Annotated in this window: 16 protein-coding genes; 4 read left to right on the forward strand and 12 right to left on the reverse strand. The window is 62.3% G+C overall.

Annotated elements, in window-relative coordinates; all coding sequences use genetic code 11:
• Window positions 1-102: 102 nt before the first annotated feature.
• The 7 genes from NOV72_RS02940 to NOV72_RS02985 form a co-directional block, all read right to left on the reverse strand.
• Entirely contained in the window at window positions 103-939 is an 837-nt protein-coding gene (locus NOV72_RS02940; RefSeq protein ID WP_106853047.1) for a shikimate dehydrogenase family protein, read from the reverse strand.
• 80 nt (window positions 940-1,019) lie between these two features.
• Window positions 1,020-1,754: an ABC transporter ATP-binding protein gene (locus NOV72_RS02945; protein WP_106853048.1), complete on the reverse strand. Its 735-nt coding sequence runs from the start codon at window positions 1,752-1,754 to the stop codon at window positions 1,020-1,022.
• A gap of 652 nt (window positions 1,755-2,406) precedes the next feature.
• The gene (locus tag NOV72_RS02960) at window positions 2,407-4,350 is read right to left on the reverse strand and encodes a branched-chain amino acid ABC transporter ATP-binding protein/permease (protein ID WP_106853051.1); all 1,944 of its coding nucleotides are present in this window, start codon (window positions 4,348-4,350) and stop codon (window positions 2,407-2,409) included.
• A 10-nt stretch (window positions 4,351-4,360) separates the two neighbouring features.
• The gene (locus tag NOV72_RS02965; RefSeq protein ID WP_106853052.1) at window positions 4,361-5,233 is read right to left on the reverse strand and encodes a branched-chain amino acid ABC transporter permease; all 873 of its coding nucleotides are present in this window, start codon (window positions 5,231-5,233) and stop codon (window positions 4,361-4,363) included.
• Window positions 5,234-5,841: 608 nt separating this feature from the next.
• Window positions 5,842-7,053, reverse strand: coding sequence for an ABC transporter substrate-binding protein (locus tag NOV72_RS02975; protein ID WP_425428706.1), 1,212 nt, complete (start codon window positions 7,051-7,053; stop codon window positions 5,842-5,844).
• Between the two features lie 370 nt (window positions 7,054-7,423).
• The gene (locus tag NOV72_RS02980) at window positions 7,424-8,164 is read right to left on the reverse strand and encodes an anti-sigma factor family protein (RefSeq protein ID WP_106853055.1); all 741 of its coding nucleotides are present in this window, start codon (window positions 8,162-8,164) and stop codon (window positions 7,424-7,426) included.
• On the reverse strand, window positions 8,154-8,825 hold the full coding sequence (locus NOV72_RS02985) for an RNA polymerase sigma factor (protein ID WP_106853056.1): 672 nt from the start codon (window positions 8,823-8,825) through the stop codon (window positions 8,154-8,156). The genes NOV72_RS02980 and NOV72_RS02985 overlap by 11 nt, the downstream gene beginning before the upstream one ends.
• Window positions 8,826-9,133: 308 nt before the next feature.
• Between NOV72_RS02985 and NOV72_RS02990 the strand changes: the two genes are divergently transcribed.
• Together NOV72_RS02990 and NOV72_RS02995 are read left to right on the forward strand one after the other, a co-directional pair.
• The gene (locus NOV72_RS02990; RefSeq protein WP_106853261.1) at window positions 9,134-10,120 is read left to right on the forward strand and encodes a metallophosphoesterase family protein; all 987 of its coding nucleotides are present in this window, start codon (window positions 9,134-9,136) and stop codon (window positions 10,118-10,120) included.
• A complete protein-coding gene (locus NOV72_RS02995; protein WP_106853057.1) occupies window positions 10,117-10,530 on the forward strand; it encodes a cupredoxin domain-containing protein in 414 nt (137 codons plus the stop codon). Before NOV72_RS02990 ends, NOV72_RS02995 begins: the two co-directional genes overlap by 4 nt.
• A gap of 24 nt (window positions 10,531-10,554) precedes the next feature.
• Here the strand turns inward: NOV72_RS02995 and NOV72_RS03000 are convergent, their stop codons facing one another.
• From NOV72_RS03000 to NOV72_RS03010, 3 genes are all read right to left on the reverse strand, one after another.
• A complete protein-coding gene (locus NOV72_RS03000) occupies window positions 10,555-11,649 on the reverse strand; it encodes a 4-hydroxyphenylpyruvate dioxygenase family protein (RefSeq protein WP_106853058.1) in 1,095 nt (364 codons plus the stop codon).
• A 191-nt stretch (window positions 11,650-11,840) separates the two neighbouring features.
• Entirely contained in the window at window positions 11,841-12,089 is a 249-nt protein-coding gene (locus NOV72_RS03005) for a hypothetical protein (RefSeq protein ID WP_106853059.1), read from the reverse strand.
• A gap of 37 nt (window positions 12,090-12,126) precedes the next feature.
• Entirely contained in the window at window positions 12,127-12,630 is a 504-nt protein-coding gene (locus NOV72_RS03010; RefSeq protein WP_106853060.1) for a lecithin retinol acyltransferase family protein, read from the reverse strand.
• A 434-nt stretch (window positions 12,631-13,064) separates the two neighbouring features.
• Between NOV72_RS03010 and NOV72_RS03020 the strand changes: the two genes are divergently transcribed.
• Both NOV72_RS03020 and NOV72_RS03025 read left to right on the forward strand, forming a co-directional pair.
• Window positions 13,065-13,400 carry a hypothetical protein gene (locus NOV72_RS03020; protein ID WP_106853062.1) on the forward strand — a complete coding sequence of 112 codons (336 nt, stop codon included), beginning with the start codon at window positions 13,065-13,067 and terminating at the stop codon, window positions 13,398-13,400.
• Between the two features lie 105 nt (window positions 13,401-13,505).
• On the forward strand, window positions 13,506-14,276 hold the full coding sequence (locus tag NOV72_RS03025; protein ID WP_106853262.1) for a PP2C family protein-serine/threonine phosphatase: 771 nt from the start codon (window positions 13,506-13,508) through the stop codon (window positions 14,274-14,276).
• 7 nt (window positions 14,277-14,283) lie between these two features.
• Here the strand turns inward: NOV72_RS03025 and NOV72_RS03030 are convergent, their stop codons facing one another.
• Both NOV72_RS03030 and NOV72_RS03035 read right to left on the reverse strand, forming a co-directional pair.
• Window positions 14,284-15,597, reverse strand: coding sequence for a sigma-54 interaction domain-containing protein (locus NOV72_RS03030; RefSeq protein ID WP_106853063.1), 1,314 nt, complete (start codon window positions 15,595-15,597; stop codon window positions 14,284-14,286).
• On the reverse strand, window positions 15,594-18,653 hold the full coding sequence (locus NOV72_RS03035) for a peptidase domain-containing ABC transporter (RefSeq protein ID WP_106853064.1): 3,060 nt from the start codon (window positions 18,651-18,653) through the stop codon (window positions 15,594-15,596). Before NOV72_RS03035 ends, NOV72_RS03030 begins: the two co-directional genes overlap by 4 nt.
• Window positions 18,654-18,668: the final 15 nt, after the last annotated feature.

Raw genomic sequence — 18,668 nt, forward strand, 5'->3', positions numbered from 1 at the left:
GCCGCCGCGCATGGGCGGCCTATTTGTCAGAGGATGAGCGTCTGCTTTGCGATTTCAATCAAAGTATAGAAACGAAGCGCGGCGATGTCCGCGCAGGCGTCTTTACGCGTATTGGATCTGTGCGACCGCGCGCAATTCGTCGGCGGTGGCGGTGCCGTAGCCGAAGAACTCCAGATACGCGGGAATCATTTCGAAAAGCATGTCCGTGCCGACCTGCACGGGACAGCCCTTGTCCTTCGCCGCGCGCAACAGCGGCGTGTACTCCGACTTCATCACCACTTCGCCGACGAACGTGCCCGGCGCGATGCGGTCGATATCGAACGGCAAGGGGTCGGTGTCCTTCATGCCGAGCGGCGTCGCGTTCACGATCACGTCGAAGCCGGCGGGATCTTTCGTGTCGGTCGTGACGACCAGCTTCGGATAGTGCTCGCGCAAGCGTGACGCGAGCCCTTCGACCGACGCCGTGTTGGTATCGAAGATCGCGAGTTCCGCGACGCCCGCCGCCGCGAGCGATGCCGCGATCGGCGAACCGACGCCGCCGCTTCCGAGCACGAGCACGCGCGTGCCCGCGAGCTTGCGGCCCTTGCGCTCGACGCCGCGCACGAAGCCTGCGCCATCGAACTGATCGCCGACGAGCGTGCCGTCCGGGCGTTTGAGGATCGCATTGCAGGCTCCGGCGATGCGCGCGGTGGGACTCACTTCGTCCATCAGGCCGACAGTCGTGATCTTGTGCGGCATGGTGACGAGCGCGCCGCGAATGTTCGTCAGCTTGAACAGATGCGGCAGGAACGCGAGGTAATCCTCGGGTTTGACGCCCATCGGTACGACGACCGCGTCGATGCCCTGTTTATCGAACCAGGGGTTGTAGATCATCGGCGCCTTGAACGCTTCGGTCGGGTAGCCGAGGTGAGCAATCAGAGTGGTCTTGCCGCTGATCATGGCAGCTCCTTTCAGGATGTCGGACGCGCGGTGGCGACCCGATCATGATAGAGCGGATTGTTTCTGCGGCAGTGCGGCAATCAATGACTCGCGCCCAGATACGCGGCTTTCACCGATGGATCGTTGCGCAACTGCTCGGCCGGTCCGTGCGTCGCGACGCGGCCATTCTCCAGCACGTAGCCGTAATCCGCGACATTGAGCGCGGCGGCGGCGAACTGCTCGACGAGCAGCATCGTGACGCCATCCGCCTTGAGACGCTCGATGATGCGAAATACTTCGTCGACGAGAATGGGCGCAAGGCCCATCGATGGTTCGTCGAGCAGCACGAGATCCGGATTGAGCATGATGGCGCGCGCCATCGCGAGCATTTGCTGTTCGCCGCCGGATAGCGTGCCCGCTAGCTGATTGCGCCGTTCTTTCAGGCGCGGGAACAGGTCGATCGCGCGTTCGAGATCGGCGTCGATATCGCCTTTCGGGCGCGACCAGGTCAGGCGCGGGAATGCGCCGAGGAGCAGGTTGTCGGTGACGGACATCGTCGCGAAAACGCGGCGTCCTTCGGGGGAGTGCGCGAGTCCCAGACGCGCGATCTTGTGCGACTCCAGCGAGTCGATGCGCTTTTTGTCGCTGCCCACGCCCATGGTGATTTCGCCTTCCGTCGGCTTGATCATGCCGGAGATGGCGCGCATCGTCGTGGTCTTGCCTGCGCCGTTGGAGCCTATCAGCGTCACCACTTTCGCCTTCGGCACGTCAAGGGAGATACCGTGGAGGACTTTCACTTTGCCGTAGCCGGCGTGGAGGTTTTTTATCGTCAGCATGATTTTTGAGGGTCGTCGTGTTTGCTCGTGCTTCTATGAAGTCCCGTTTTCTTAGTGGTCTATTAGCGTTGCCCCTGTGCGGGGCGGCAGTCACTTTCTTTGCTGCTGCAAAGAAAGTAACCAAAGAAACAGCTATCCCCAGCCTAAGCACTTCATACCGGCCGCGGCACAGGCGATCGACCTAATGGCCCGGCAGTAGCGAGTGCCCTCGCAAGCAGATCACGGCCTGGCTCGCGCACGGTCTGACACATCGCACCACACAACACACTGGCTCAGCACAAAACAGCTCCGGCCCGCTACGCGGCCGATGGGTCAATCGGGGCGGCGTGTGCTTCTTTCTCGACGGTTTCCCTCGCATACCCAACGGCAGCGCGCAGCGCTGTGCCGGAGCTATTTCGTGCTGAACCAGCACGCTAAAACTACTGGCTCGTCCGATCGTGCGCGATCCAAGCCGTGTGAGTTTTGTGAGGGCACTCGCTATAGCCGTTCCATTCAGCCAATCGCCTGTGCCGCGGCCGGCGTGAAGCACTTTGGATGGGAGAAGCTGCTTTCTTTGGTTACTTTCTTTGCAGCAGCAAAGAAAGTGACTGCCGCCCCGCACAGGGGCAACGCTAATAAACCAAAAGCAAATCGGGATCCAGCGACAAAAAAATCAAGCCACTTGGGCAGCCTGCCCACCCAAATAAGCCTCGATGACTTTCTCATTCGCCTGAATCTCGGAAGGCTTACCCTCGGCAATTTTCTGACCGAAGTCGAGCACAGAAACGGTATCGCAAACACTCATCACCACATCCATATGATGTTCGATCAACACGAGCGTAATCCCGTGATTCCGCACCTTGCGAATGATCGCGACAAGCTCGCGGATATCCGGCGCGGTCAACCCCGCCGCCGGTTCATCGAGCAAAAGCAATTGCGGATCGAGCGCCAAAGCCCGCGCGATTTCAAGCAGGCGCTGCTTGCCATAAGGAAGATTGCGCGCTTCCTCCGCCGCAGCATTCTCCAGCCCGACAAAGCGCAACATATTGAACGCACGCTCGCGCGCCGCGCGTTCTTCACGCCGATACCGCGGACTCATCACACCGACATCCGCGACATTCGACCTGAACGTATGATGCAATCCGACGAGCACGTTCTCCAGCGCCGTCATCTCGCCAAAAAGCTGCACGTTCTGAAACGTCCGCGCAATGCCCGACAGCGCAATCTTCGCTGACGTCCGCCCCGCAAGCGATTGTCCTTCGTATTCGATCGCCCCCGCCGTCGGAACGTAGATGCCCGTCAGCACGTTCATCATCGTGCTCTTGCCCGAGCCGTTCGGACCGATCAGGCCGTGAATCGTGCCGCGCTTCACCGTCAGGTTCACATCGTTCAACGCCTTCAGGCCGCTGAACTGCATCAGCACGCCGCGCACATCGAGGATCGCGTCGGCGCCTTGCACCTGAACCGCCGCCACCGCATCGTCCTCGCGCGTATGGGTCGCGAGTGCTTCGGTATCGACCTTCGTCACACGCACGCGGCCCAGATTCAGCGTCTTGCGCACAAAGCCGACGATCCCGTCCTGCAGGTAATACACGACGAGCAGGATCATCAGACCGAAAATGGTGAGGCGCCAGTCGGTCAATGCATCGATCCAGAAGGAGAACACGGCAAGTCCGGCCGTGCCGATTATCGGCACCGCCGCGCGTTGCAGCGTCGTGGTCTTGCGTGCGAGCGCGAGCACCGCGCCCGTGACGACGACCACCGCCAGCGCCGTCGCGACGACGCGAAAGTTCGCGATATCGTCGAGCAGCTTCGGCAACATCACGATGACCGTCGAACCGATGAGCGCGCCTGTGCGCGTTTTGCGCCCGCCCATGATGATCGCGAGCAGGAACAAAATAGTCAGCTCGAAGTTATACGTGTTAGGCGAAATGTATTGTTCGGAATACGAATAAAGACAGCCCGCGAGTCCGGCGAAGCCCGCGCTGATCACGAACGCATACACCTTGTAGCGATACACCGATACGCCCATGCAGTCCGATGCGATCGGGCTGTCGCGCAATGCTTCGAACGCGCGTCCGAGATGCGACTTCAGCACGCGATGCACCACGATCAGCGACACGACGAGCAATGCCGCGACGAGCCAGTAATACTGCACCTCGTCGAGCCGGTGACCCGCGAACATCGGCTTCGGGATCTTGAGACCCATCGGTCCGTTCGTCAGAAAATCCATCTCGTTGATGAGGATCTGGATGATCGTGCCGAACGCGAGCGTCACCATCGCGAGATACGGGCCGGACACGCGCAGCGCGGGCAACGCCAGAATCGCGCCGAAGCCGGCCGTCACGAGAATCGAAAGCGGCGCCGTCACGTAGAACGGCATGCCGAGCTTCATGAACAGCACGCCCGCCGTGTACGCGCCCACGCCGAAGAGGCCCGCATGACCGAGCGACACCTGGCCCGTATAACCCACCACGATGTCGAGCCCGAACAACAGGATCGCGTAAATCATGATGGTTTCGACGAGGTGGATGTAGTACGGATTGCCCGACATCACCGGAAATATTGCGAGCACGGCAACGCCGATGAGCGCCGCGATCCAGTTCTTTGCTTTCATCGTCGCCGCCTCAGACTTTCTTGATCGCCATCTTGCCGAAGAGACCTGCGGGCTTGACCGCGAGCACGATCAAGAGCAGCACGAGCCCCGGTACGTCCTTGTATCCGGTGGAAATGTAGAAGCCGGTCGTGGTCTCCGCGATGCCGAGGATCATCCCGCCGACGATGATGCCCATGCCGCTCGACAAGCCGCCGATGATCGCCACGGCAAACGCCTTGAGGCCGAGCACCGCGCCCATCGTCGCGCCCGTCAATGTGAGCGGCGCGATCAAAACCCCTGCAAATGCAGCGGTCAACGATGAAAGCGCGTACGAGAACGTGATGACGAGCCCCGTGTTGATGCCCATCAGCGACGCCGCATCGCGATCGTTCGCGGTCGCGACCACGGCCTTGCCGAAGATCGTCTTGCGGTTGAAGAACTCGACCGCCAGCATCATCACGAGCGCGCCGCCGACGACGAGCAGTTCCATCGGCAAGACATTTGCACCGAGTATCTTAAGCGGCGCTTCGGGCAGCGGCGACGGAAAACGCAGATCGTCGCGGCCCCACACGTTCTCCGCGACGTTCTTGAAGATGATGCCGAGCGCGATCGTCGACATGATCCAGCCGAACTCCGACTTTATCTTGATCGCGGGACGCACGCCGATGCGCTCGACGAACGCGCCCTGAACGAGTCCGAAGACGCATACCAGCGGAATCATCAGCCAGTAGTTGACACCGACGGAGACGAGCGTGAGGCCGACGAGTGCGCCGAGCATGAGCGCATCGCCCTGACCGAAGTTCAGCGTGCCCGATGTGGCGAAGGTGAGTTGATAGCCGAAGGCGATCACGGCGTAGATCATGCCGAGGGCTATGCCGCTGTAGATTAGTTGCAGTAGGATCATGGGAGGCTTGTGCTTCTATGAAATCCTGTTTTCGTGTCGGTCTATTTGTGTTGCCCCTATGCGGGGCGGCAGTCACTTTCTTTGCTGCTGCAAAGAAAGTAACCAAAGAAACAGCTATCCCCAGCCTAAGCACTTCATACCGGCCGCGGCACAGGCGATCGATCTAATGGCCCCCGGTGTAGCGAGTGCCCCCACAAAACTCGCGCGGCTTGGCTCGCGCACGGTCCGACACATCGCACCACACGACACACTGGTTCAGCACAAAACAGCTCCGGCCCGCTTCGCGGCCGATGGGTCAATCGGGTCTGCGTGTGCATACCCAACGGCAGCGCGTAGCGCCGTGCCAAAGCTATTTCGTGCTGAACCCGCGCGCTCAAACACTTGGCTCGTCAAACCGTGCGCGATCCAGGTCCGGTAAGTCCTAAGAGGGCGACACTCAGGCAGCCCACGATCACAGGGCAAGCATGGCCAACTTGCGTGTGACCGCGGGCCTATCGAGCTGCTTTCTTTGGTTACTTTCTTTGCAGCAGCAAAGAAAGTGACTGCCGCCCCGCACAGGGGCGACCCCAATAAACCAACAGCAAAACGGGATCCGGCCAACAAAACGGTCAATTAGAAGCAGTAGTAGCCTGCTTGCTACGCAAAGTCCCGCCGCCTTTCTTGTCGGCGTCATACGCATAGATCACACGGCCACTCTTCACTTCACCGATCACCGGCACATTCGGTGAAATCGCTTCATGGTCGGCCTTGGTGAATGGCTTGTCATACACCATCACGACGCCTTCGACCTTCGTGTTCAGGTTTTCAAGCGCTTCCTTCACTTTCGGACCATCCGTCGTGCCGGCCTGCTTGATCGCCGCCGCGAGCAGATACACCGAGTCGTAACCTTGCGCCGCCGACACCGGCGAATCGATGCGATCGTTCTTCGGCTTGAACTCCTTCAGGTACGCATCGATAAAACCCTTGCGCTTGGGCGTGTTCGCTTCCTGAATGAAGGTCTGCGGCATGCGCGCGCCTTCGCCGTTCGTGCCGGCATTGTCGATATAGTTCGCCATCGAAAGCGTCCAGCTTCCGATCAGCGGCACTTTCCAGCCGAGCTTGGCCATGCCGTTGGCGATCTGCGCAAGCTCAGGTCCGATGCCATACGTGAGCACGGCTTCGGCGCCCGCTTCCTTCGCTTTGAGCAACTGGGCCGTCATGTCGACGTCCTTGATGTTGAATTTTTCGACCGCCACCGGCTTCACGCCTTTCGCGGCCAGCGCCTTTTCCAGATCTTCACGGCCGAGCTGTCCGTAGTTGGTCGAATCGGCGAGGATCGCAACCTTCTTGAAGCCGCGTTTGACAACGGCTTCCTCGACGATCATCGGCGCCTGGATGCGGTCGGCGGCGGCATTGCGGAACACGTAGTTATCGGCCTGATCGTCGAATTGCTTCGTGACCACCGAACCGGTCGCAACGTTGTTGAAGACGGGAATCTTCGCTTCCTGGAAGAAGCGCTGCGACGCGAGCGCGACACCCGTATTGATATAGCCGACAACCGCGACGACCTTTTCCTTGTTGATGAGCTCCTGCGCGATCTGCACGCCGCGCTCGTTCTTCGCTTCGTCATCGCGTTCGACGAGCACGATCTGACGGCCGAGCACGCCGCCCGACTTGTTGATCTCCGCAGTCGCGAGGCGCACGCCATCACGCATGCTGACACCCATGGAAGACGAACCGCCCGTGAACGGACCATCGACGCCGATCTTGATCGGGTCCGCCGCATGCGCCATCGAAAAAACGCCGAACGCGAGCGTGCTCGCGATGAGCTTCATCTTCATACCCATGTGTGTCTCCGTCGCCTGTTTCGTTTATTTGAAAGTCCCATGCAACGCGCAAAAGGCCTGCAGTGCTTTTAAAAGCATTGCGCGTTATCGATTACATAGGCTGTGAGCGAGTTTAGAAAAATGTAAGGATATGACCATATTCGGACATACCCGAACAGCACGAGCGTTAGCCCACACCTGACGCATCGTAATTGTGCAGAGCGCGGAATAAAGCATCCCGAAGCGTTTCTTTCAGCTTTGGGAAAGCGAAAAGACAGCGGGTATACACGTAAAAAAACGCGCGGCGTCCCCGGAGGATCGCCGCGCGCAACCTTGCGCACGCTTAGGTTCTTTTATCGGCTGAATGTTTCGGTCATGCACCTCTTTAGCGCGGCGCGCCGGTTTCGATCGCGTGGGCGAACTGACGCAGCACCGCACCCGATGCATCGGTGACGGCCCAGAACGTCATGCCGTCGTGATTCCAGCGTGCGAGGGCGTAACCGTCGTCGGACTGCGTGACGACCGGCGAGAAGTCCTTGTCGCTGGCTTCGCCTTTCATGTCGCCCTTGCGCTCGGGAAACACGTACACGTCGATCGGATGCTTCAGGTAGCGATACACCACGACCGCCACCGGCCGATGATCGATGTAATCCAGCCGCCCGCCGACGAGCGCGAAGCCCGGTCCCGCCGGATCGATCACCGGCGGCGCATAGTCGATGCGGCCGTTGAACCAGGGCTTCACCGTGTGCTTGTCGCTGGACAGCACGTCGATCGGACGGTCCGACATCAACGCGCGCACATGACTCGACACGATTTCCTGCGCGATGGGCGAACTGCCCGAAACGCCCGTCACGAGCGGTGCCGCCTGGAACCACAGCATCGTGCCGAGCACGAGCGCGGAGAGCGTCGCGCCCGCGAACGCGCCGCCGAAGAACGGCCAGGGCGCCGCGAACACGTTGCGCCAGCCGCGCTTCGCGGAGCGCTCCGGCAAGCGTGTGCGGGCGTCGCGTTCGGCTTCCTCGCGCACGCGCGCCAGCACTTGCGCCCGCAGATGCACGGGTGCGCGCTGATAGAGCGAACCATCGGTGAGCCTCGTATCGAGCGAGGCGGTGTCGTTATTTTCCATTTCCCGACTCCTCCGCATGTCCCGGTCCCGCGCGGCGCACGAGCCGCACGCTCGGCTTGTCCTGCCCGCCCTGCGCCGCGCGCACCGCCCCCGCCAGCATCTTGCGGCCGCGCGCGAGCCGCGACATCACCGTGCCGATCGGCACGCCGGTCACGGATGCGACTTCCTTGTAGCTCATGTCTTCCAGCTCACGTAACACCAGCACTTCGCGAAAGGCGATCGGCAGCGCCTCCAGCGCGCGATGCACCAGATGGACTTCGTCGCGGCGCACCGCGAGCGTTTCCGGATCGGCCGCACCTTCCTCCGACCAGCCCGGCAGCGCTTCGTCGCCGCCCAGTTCCTCGTCGTAGGGCGTCGCGTCCGCGAGTTGCACGCGGCGCCGCCATTCCGTAAACCACGTGTTGCGCACGATCGCGAGCAGCCATGCCCGCGCATTGGCTTCCTCGCCGCCCTCGAATCCGCCGAAAAAACGGAACGCGCGCAGATAGGCTTCCTGCACGACGTCGTCGGCGTCGCTCGCGCTGCCCGACAGCCAGCGCGCGAGGTTGTACGCGGCGTCCAGGTGCGGCATCACCGTCGCCTCGAAGCGCGCATGCGCCGCCTCGGCGCCCGCCTGGCCGCGTCGCCCGGACTTGTCTTCTTTCGACCTGCTTGGCCACATCGCGCGGGTCTCCTTTCGACATCCACGTTCGGAAAACATCGTTCGGGCGCGCACGACTCCGCTTTTTCGCGCCTTCCCATCCGTTACTCCTCTCGCGGACGGTTTATTCCCGTTTGCAGCAGCGACTCAAGAAAAATATAGCGGGAATATCCGGCCGCCTTCGCCGGTTCGATAGACGGATGCCCAAGCGACCTCGCCCCCAACGAGCGGACGTCGCGGGTGTCGCGCCCATGCATCGAGCCGCCGTGGGCGCGACTTTGCCGATTCGAATGACAAGAACCGCGGCCGCGATCATCAGAGGAACCATCATGAACCCCGACCCGAACGCACTGCCCGCACAGCAACGCGACGAACTCGACGAGCACGGCAAACGCCGCCGCACCGCCCTCTCCTGCATGGCCTGGGCGGGCGCGGGCGTCATCTGGACCGTGAGCGGCGGCGTGCCCGTGTCGCGCCTGATTTCATCGGCGGAAGCTGCGGAGAAGACGAGTTCGTTCAGCTTCGTGCAGATCAGCGACAGCCATATCGGCTTCAACAAGGATCCGAACACGGAGCCGGCGAGCACGCTCGAAGAAGCCGTGAACCGCGTGAGCGCGATGAACGCGCGCCCCGCGTTCATGATCCACACGGGCGATATCACGCACACGTCGAAGCCCGGGCAGTTCGACACGGCGACGCAGATCATCAACAAGGCGGGCATGGACGTGCATTACGTGCCCGGCGAGCACGACGTGCTGGTCGAGGACGGCAATCCGTTCTTCGAGCGCTTTTCCGGACAATACGGCAAGGACAGCACGCGCCACTGGTATAGCTTCGATCAGGGCGGCGTGCATTTCATCGGCCTCACGAACGTGATCGACCTGAAGGGCGGCGGTCTCGGCTTTCTCGGCGATGCGCAGCTCGCGTGGCTCAAGGCGGACTTGCAGGGCAAATCGAGCAGCACGCCGATCGTCGTGTTCGCGCATATTCCGCTGTGGGCGCTGTATCCGCAGTGGGGCTGGGGCACCGACGACAGCGCGCAGGCGCTCGCGCTATTGAAGCGCTTCGGCTCGGTGACGGTATTGAACGGCCACGTACATCAGGTGGCGCAAAAAGTGGAAGGCGAAATGCGTTTTTATTCGGCGATGTCGACAGCGTTTCCGCAACCCGCGCCGGGCGCGCCGTCCGGGCCCGGCCCGATGAAAGTGCCCGCCGAGCAACTGCGCACGATGCTCGGCTTGCGGGAAGTCACGCACGTCGCGGGACGCGGACAACTGGCCATCACCGACACGGCGCTCGCCGCCGCGCAATCATGAACGCCGCCATGATCGCGAGCTACGTCTCGCCCGCCAATCTCCGCCCGCTCGCCGGCAAGTTCCTGCGCAAGGCCGCGTTCGCGCTCGTCGTGAAGGGTGTGGTCAGCGCCGCCATTCCCGCGGCCTGCGCAGAGGAGCCCGCGCAACAGCTCGCGGCGGCCAGCGCGCCGACCATTTCCATCGACAACTTCGCGTTCAGCCGGTCGTCGGTCACCGTGCCGGTCGGCGCGAAGGTGACGTGGGTGAATCACGACGACATGCTGCACACCGTCACCGACGAAGGAAAGAGCTTCAAGTCCGATCCGCTCGACAGCGGCGAGAGCTTCTCGCACGTGTTCGACAAGCCGGGCACCTATAAGTACTTCTGCTCGCTGCACCCGCATATGACGGGGACGATCGTCGTGCAATGAAGCCGCGCGCGAAGGCGTGCCGATTCAGCCCCGCGCCTTCGCGATCGCGGCGAGATTGCCCTCGCCGAATCCGTGATGCCCGCGCCGCTCGACGATCTCGAAGAACATGTCGCCGGGCCGGCGCTCGACGAAGGTCTGGAGGAAAAGCTGCGGCGTGCCGTCGGGGAGAATCTCGCCGTCGACGAGAATGCCGCGCGTGCGCAACTTGCCGATGTCGAGGCCGTGGCCCGGAAGCCGCTCGCCGACTTCGTCGTAATAGCGTGGCGGCGGCTGCAGGAAGCGCACGCCGCGCGCCATCAGCGCATCGACGGAAGCGAAGATATCGGCCGAGGCGAGCGCGATATGCTGCACGCCCTCGCCTTCGTGATCCGGCAGATACTGCTGCATCAGATCCGTGCGATAAGTGCCTTCCTCGTAGACCGGAATGCGGATCGAGCCGCACGGCGACAGCGTGACCGCCGAATCCTGCGACACATGCCAGTCCGGATGCACTTGATGTATCTCCGAGAAATGCAGCACTTCGCGATAAAAATCGAGCCATTCCTGAATGCGGCCCGCGCCGACGGTCTGCGTGAAGTGATCGACTTCGAGCAGGCCGGTGCCGTGGAGATCCGCGCTCGCTCCGGGAATCGGACGAAAGTCGATGTCGTAGATCGACGTCTCGCCGCTGTTCTTGCCCGGCCAGTGATCGACGAAATAAATGTGCGAGTCGCCGATGCCCTGAATCGCCGGAATCGCGAGTTCGTTCGGGCCGATCTTCTCGCCCTCGAAATCCCACGCGCCGTATTCGAGCGCGCGCTCATGGGCGACCTGCGCGTCCAGCACGCGAATGCCGATCGCCGCGATACCCACGCCATGCGACTCCGCAAAGCGCGAGGCGAACGAATCCGGTTCGGCGTTCAGCAGGAAATTCATGCTGCCCTGGCGAAACAGCGTCACCGCCTTGCTGACGTGCCGCGCGACGGGCACGAAGCCGAGCGTTTCGAAGAGCCTGGCGAGCCCCTGCGGATCGGGACTGGAAAACTCGACGAACTCCAGCCCCGCGATGCCGAGCGGATTGTCGCCGAGAGTCGAATCGGGCGTCGCGCGGGCGGAGGAAGAGGAGTCGGGCTGGGTCATCGGCAATACCTCGAAAATGTACGATCTGGTTCACGGACGCAAAACTACCACGACTTGACGCATCCGTGCGACCCGGCGGCTTCATCGAACGGCCGCGTTCCGTACACCTAGAGTAGCGGCAGCGGGATTGCCGTGTCAAAGCCGGGGCAGCCCGACGCGCCCCGGCTCATCGTACGCATTCGCTGCGCGCATTACGCCGCGAGCCGCTGCGCGCTCATCGACGGCCGCTTCGCCTGCGGCGGAAACACGTTCCAGGTGCCGTCGTCGTGGCGGAAGAAGATGATCGCGAGCGGGCCGCCCGGATGCTGCGCCTCGATGCAAACATAGCGCGCGCCCGTGACATGCGAGCGGCACAGACGCACGACACGTGCCGGACGCGCGGGTGTCGGGGCGAGCCATTTGTCGACGGCCCAGTGCAGCGAGTTTTCGGTGGTTTGCATGATGGTCTCCTCGGTATCGATCGGCAAGACATGCGGTTCAGGCTGCGAGCGCCGCGTTCATGCGGCGGCGGCGCTCGGCGGCGACATAGGCGCGGAAAAGTCCCGACACGGCGCGAAGCGCGGCGCGCGGATGCGCGAAGCACGCTTGCACCTGACGGCTGCGGGCGCGGCCGTCGAGGCACCACGTGACGAAGTGCTCGCAGTTGTTGGTCAGCAGGTGATAGTTGTCTTCGCCGAGGCGGCTGCGCGCGCGGCCCACCGCTTCCATGCCGACGAACCTCGCGGCCGGGTTCTGACGGATCGTGACTTCGTGGCCGGCGGCGAACTGCTCGACGCTGACTTCCTCGACCGGACCGCGATGCAGCGACTTCGCGAAGCCCGCATAGTGGATGACCATGCCGTTGCCCGCGTAGATGCCGTGATGTTCGTAACCCGAGCGGCGCGTGACGAGTTCGGTGCCGAGCGCCGGTTCGTCGTCGAGCGAGAAGACGCCCGCGGCGGCTTGCTGGTCGATCAGTCCGGTTTGTTGGTTGGTTGACATGGCTGGCTCCGAGTTTTTCTTGCTGGCGCCAGGTGTTTGTCTGGTGCCGGGTTGCCATGTCATTTGCATCTTCCTTGCCAGGTTACTTAAGTCATTGAATTTGCTTGGTTAATGACGATTTACGAGCGATTCTCAACGGCATTGTGTTTTTGATCGGCAGACAGTTTCGCGACGTGTCTGTTGGGCTCCGTGCGTCAGAACGCGCACTGGCCTTCGTGCGCCGGATGCATCCGCGAATGTTGGTTGTTCGGCGTTGCGCCGACATCGCATGTTGGCGACGGCCCAACGTATTTCATCGGCCGCGATTCGGCATGTCGCTTCAGAACGCCGCCCGATCAGGCGCGCGCAGAAAAACTCGCAAGAGCGCGCGCGTCGGCATGAGCCTTGCATTCACTCCGTGCGTCCTGCTCACAGGCCCTTCCCGGAGAAACGACATGTGCGCTCTCACCGTCACCGATCTTGAATACGACCGCGAGCTGGATCACGCGGCGATGTCGGCCATCAGCGGCGGAGGCGGTGCGCCATGGGTGTACGGCTGGATCACGCCCTATGTGGAACGTCCTTCGGGCGGCGGCGTGGCGGGCGGCGGCGGCGCGATCGTGAACCTCATCGACGTCACCAACAATGTCTACGAGGTCACGAATAACATCACCAACATCACGGTCGGCCAGATGGTGAATCAGTTTCAGAACGTCGCGGTCAGCAACACGGGCAACGGCGCGACGCTCACGGTCAATCCGAACTCGGTCGCGGGGAATCGCGCGGGTTGAACGGTGCAGATCAAGATTCGCTTCGGGCGCGCGTTGGTTCACAATGAGCGGGACAGTCCGCGACATGCGCCCGACGCCGCGCCACCCAGGATTCCGGAGGTTGACGTGACCTTCAACACCGAGTTTCGATGGACTTCCGCCGCCCGCACCGACACAGGCTGCGTGCGGCAGATCAACGAAGACGCGCTGCTCGACGCGCCCGAGCGCGGCCTGTGGGCCGTCGCGGACGGCATGGGCGGACACGCGGTCGGCGATCTGGCGAGCCGGCTCGTGATCGAGAGCCTCGCCAGGGTGTCGGCGTCGAACGACCTGTCGGGCGTCATCGCCGATGCGCGCACGCGGCTACTCGACGTGAACGACCAGTTGCGCGCGGAAGCGTCGCGGCGGATGGTCTCGCGCATCGGCAGCACGGTGGTGCTGCTCGCCGCGCGCGATGGCACGTGCGGCTACCTGTGGGCCGGCGACAGCCGCATCTATCTGTTCCGGCAAGGACGGCTCGTGCAGCTCACGCGCGATCACAGCCATGTGGAAGAACTCAAGGCGCGCGGCCAGCTCACGGCGGAGGAAGCGCTGCATCATCCGGCGCAGCATCTGATCACGCGTGCGGTCGGCGCGCTCGACGTGCTCGAACTCGACGAAAACACGCTCGCGCTGAACGATGGCGATACCTTTCTGCTATGCAGCGACGGATTGTCGAACGAGGTGAGCGAAGCGGAAATCATCAACGAACTCGCGCCGGGCAATTGCGACATGGCGGCGCAAAGGCTCTTGGAGATCGCGTTGGCGCGCGGTGGACGCGACAATATTTCGGTGGTCGTCGCGCACGCGGAGGATTTGATGGCGCCGGACAAGACGCAGGTGAATCCGTCGGTTTAGAGACGTTTCATCCGCCCGCTTCCTTGTTCTTCTGCGCCGCCGCGCGAAACTCCTTCGAATGCAGCCCGTGCTTCTTCAGAAGCATCTGCAGATGCGAGCGGTTCATCTCATAGCGTCTCGCCAGTTCGGCGACCGTCCCGCCGGTTTCCTGCAAGCCGCGTTCGAGAAACGCACGCTCCGCCTCGTCGCTTGCGACGCGCTTCGCTTCCGCGAGCGAACTCGCCGTCGCGATGCCGTTGCCGCCCGCGGCGGGACCGCCCATCGCCAGCGAGAGCGACGACTTCGGCCGGATATCGACCGGCAGATGATCGATGTCGGCCATATCGCCCGCGAGACACGCGAGCCGGTAAATCACGTTCCGCAACTCGCGGATATTGCCGGGATAGTCGTAATTGCGCAGAAAATCGCGCAGCCTCGGCGACAGCTTCACCGGCCTGCGCTTCAAGGTCGCGGCGGCTTCATCGCCGAAATAGGCTAGCAAGAGCGGAATTTCGTCTCGCCGTTCGCGCAGCGCGGGCAACGTCAGATGAATCACGCTCAGCCGATAGAACAGATCCTCGCGAAAGCGCCCTTCGTCGCAGAACTTGCGCAAGTTGCGATTCGTCGCCGCGACGATGCGCGTATCCACCGCGATCGGCTCATCCGAACCGACGCGCTGAATCTCGTGCGCTTCGAGCACGCGCAGCAGTTTCACCTGCCCCGACAAAGGCAGTTCGCCGATTTCATCGAGAAAGATGGTGCCCGTATGCGCGCTTTCGAACTTGCCTTTTCGATCGTTGGACGCGCCCGTGAACGCACCCTTGCGATGCCCGAATAGTTCGGACTCCAGCAGATTATCCGGAATCGCGCCGCAGTTCACCGAGATATACGGCTTGTCCGCGCGCGAGCCGTTCGCGTGAATGACCTTCGCCATCAGTTCCTTGCCGGTGCCGCTCTCGCCGTCGATCAGCACGGGCAGATCCGTCGGTGCAGCTTTCTCCGCGATTTCCAGCGCTTCCAGCAGCTTCGGGTTATCGCCGAACGTGCCTTCGAACACGAAGCTGCGTTCGATCAGCGCCTGACGCCGCGCGCCCGGCGGCAGGTCGCGCTTCGGTTCGGCGGCGGCCGCCTGCACGAAGCGCTCCTTGTGCGACAGTTGCATGACTTCGTCGCGCAAGGTGCTCGCCTGCCGCAGCAGCTTTTCGATCTCGGGCCGTTCGAGACGCGAGGTCCATCTGAGCGTCGAGCGCAGAATCTCGATCTTCTCGATGAGCCCCGCATACGAAATCGCCGATGACGCGGGCGCGCTGGTGTCGCTTTCGGGTTGGTCGAGTATTTTCATGCTGCGCTCAGTTGCTTTTGCACGAGTTGGTAGTACATACCTTTTCTCGCGACGAGCTCGTCGTGCTTGCCCTGCTCGACGATGCCGCCTTCGTACAGCACGAGAATCTTGTCGGCGCGCATAATCGTCGAGAGCCGGTGCGCGATGATGACCGCCGTGCGTCCCTTCAATATCTCCTGCATGTTGCCGAGAATATTGCTTTCCGATTGCGTGTCGAGCGCGGACGTGGCTTCATCGAACACGAGCAGGCGCGGGTCGTGATAGAGCGCGCGCGCAATGCATAGCCGCTGAATCTGCCCGCCCGAAAGGCCCACGCCGCGCTCGCCCACCACTTGCTCATAACCGAGCGGCATCTTCACGATGAACGCGTGCGCATCGGCCATCTTCGCGACTTCCTCGATGCGCCGCCTGTCGGGTGCTTCATCACCGCTCGCGATGTTCTCGGCGATCGTTCCCGAGAACAGCAGATTGCTCTGCATCACGTAACCGATCTGCGCGCGAAAGAAGCCCTTGTCGACGACATTGATATCGTAGCCATCGACGGTCATCTTGCCTTCGCTCGGCGCATAGAAACCGACGAGCAGCTTCGCGAGCGTCGTCTTGCCCGAGCCGCTGCGCCCGACGATCGCAATGAGTTCGCCCGGCTTGATATCGAAGCTGACATTCTCCAGCACGTAGGGCGCGTCGCCGTCGCCGTAACGGAAGTACACGCCGTTGAAGCTGATGTCGCCTTGCAGGTCCGGCAGCATCACGCGCTGCTGCATGTCTTCGGGCTTCTGCTCGGGCTCGATGTCGAGCACGTCGCCGAGCCGCTCCATCGCGACGCCTGCGTCGTTCAGGAGACTCCACAGGTTGATGAGGCCCATCAGCGGCGCAAGCACGCTGCCCATGTATGCGTTGAACGCGATCAGTTGCCCGATGGTCAGCTCGCGTTCGAGCACGAGATTCGCGCCGACCCACAGCACGCCGATGGTCGTCGCCGCATTCAGCAACTGGCTGCACAAGCCCACCGCGATATTGAAACGCTGCGACTTGTACTGCACTTCCAGCGACTTCGCGTACTTCTTTTCCCACTTCAACCGCACGGGCCGTTCAATGCCCATGCCCTTCACCGTCTCCACGCCGCCGAGCGCTTCCATCAGATAGGAACGCGCATCCGTTCCCGCGTTGAACGTCTCGCGCGCGTTCTGCTTGATGCGCGGCGTCGCGACGATCGTGAGGACCATCATCGGAATCACGAACGCGATCAGCAGCAACGTGAGCTTCACGTTGTAGAGGAACATGATCGTGAAGTAGATGAAGAGCATCAGCAGGTTCAGCACGGTCGATACCGTCGATTCCGTGAGGAATGCGCGGATCGTGTGATTCTCCTGAAAGCGCGCGAACACGTCGCCGGTCTTGCGCTTCGCGAAGAAGCCGAACGGCAGCGAGAACGTGTGCTTGAAGAACTGCGACATCATCGCGAAGTCCATGTTGCGGACCATGAAGTTCGCGAGGTAGGCGCGTATCGTCGTCATGAGTTGCGTGAACAGGCTCGCGATAACGAGCCCCGCGATCAGCACATGCAGCAGGTTGACGTTCTGATGCACGATCACGCCGTCGAGAATATTCTGGATGATGAGCGGCGGAATCACGCCCAGCACCTGAATCACGAAGGTCGCAAGAAACAGATGCAGCAGGATCTTCTTGTACGGCTTCAGATAGCCGACGAACCGCAGCCACGGCGAGCGCGACACCGCTTTCTGCGTGAGATCCTGCCCCGGCGTGAACAGCAGGCACGTGCCGCTCCAGCCGCGCTCGAACTCGCCGACCGTCATCTTCCTGAAGCCGATCGCCGGGTCCGCGACCCACACGTTCTCGCTCGACACACCGTAGATGATGATGTAGTGATAACCCTCCCAGTGCGCAATGAACGGCATCTCGAAGCCACGCAGCGATTCGAACGTGCACTGCACGCCGCGCGTCGTGAAACCGAGCGACTCGCCCGCGCGCGCAAGTGAATCGAGCGTCGCGCCGGACGTCGTCACGTTGGCGAGCTCGCGCAGCTTGCCGAGCGTCATGTTGATGCCGTAGTGACGGCAGATCATCGCGAGACAGGCCGCGCCGCAATCCATCTCCTCGGCCTGCTCGACCCACGCGAAGCGCTTGATGACGCGCTCGCCCAGTTCGGGCTTCGTGTGCAGATCGAGCATCGCGGGCAGCTTGCGGCGCTCGGCGAGTTTCTTCTGGCGCTGCAATTCGCGTTCGGTGAAACGGATGCGCTCTTCGAGCACTTCGCGCAGCTTCACGTTGCGCTCGATGATGAAATGCACCGTCTTTTCAGGGATCACGAGCAGGCGCGTATCCGCACTCGCGATCGCCGAAGCCATCTGCTCCTGGCGCATCACGCAGGCCTTTTCGCCGAAGATCTCGCCGGGGCCGAGCGTCGCGAGCACATGCTTCTCGCCGCCCTCTTCGCGCACGATACGCACTTCGCCCTGCCGCACGACATAGAGACGCCGGTCGTCGCGCGATTCCTGCTTGAGAATCTCCTTGCCCTCGCCGACGCGCTTCACGCCGACGCTGCGCACGCACTCTTCGAGTTCCGCCTTGTTGAGCTTGCCGCGCAGATCGAAGAGCTTCGCGACGAAGCCGCCCGCCGAATTGATCGCGACATAGCTCGTCACGAACGCGAGCGCGGCGGGATTCTTCGCGATGACCGGATCGATCGCGACGCGCGGGATATACAGCAGCTCCGTCTTGCCGGAGGAGCGCACCGACGACTCGTGCCGGTAGTCGCGCAGCATCGCGATATCGGCGAAGGACTCGCGCTCCTTCTTGACCCCCATGCTGATTTCCTTGCCGTGCTCTTCGGTGAAGATGCGCACGGACCCCGCCTTCACGATATAGAGCCCGTCGGCCGCATCGCCCGCGTTGCACACGGTCTCGCCGAAGCCGAAGCGGCGCGACTCGGCGTTCGCGGCCAGATGCTCGATCTCCTCGCGCGTGAAGGGCGAAAGAATCTCGACCGACGAAAGAAAGTCGGCGGGCGAATCGAGGTTCGATGGAGCGTCCATGTTCTATCGCTTTCC

Origin of the sequence: Caballeronia novacaledonica, assembly GCF_900258035.1 — a bacterium.
GTDB classification, from domain to species: Bacteria; Pseudomonadota; Gammaproteobacteria; order Burkholderiales; family Burkholderiaceae; genus Caballeronia; species Caballeronia novacaledonica.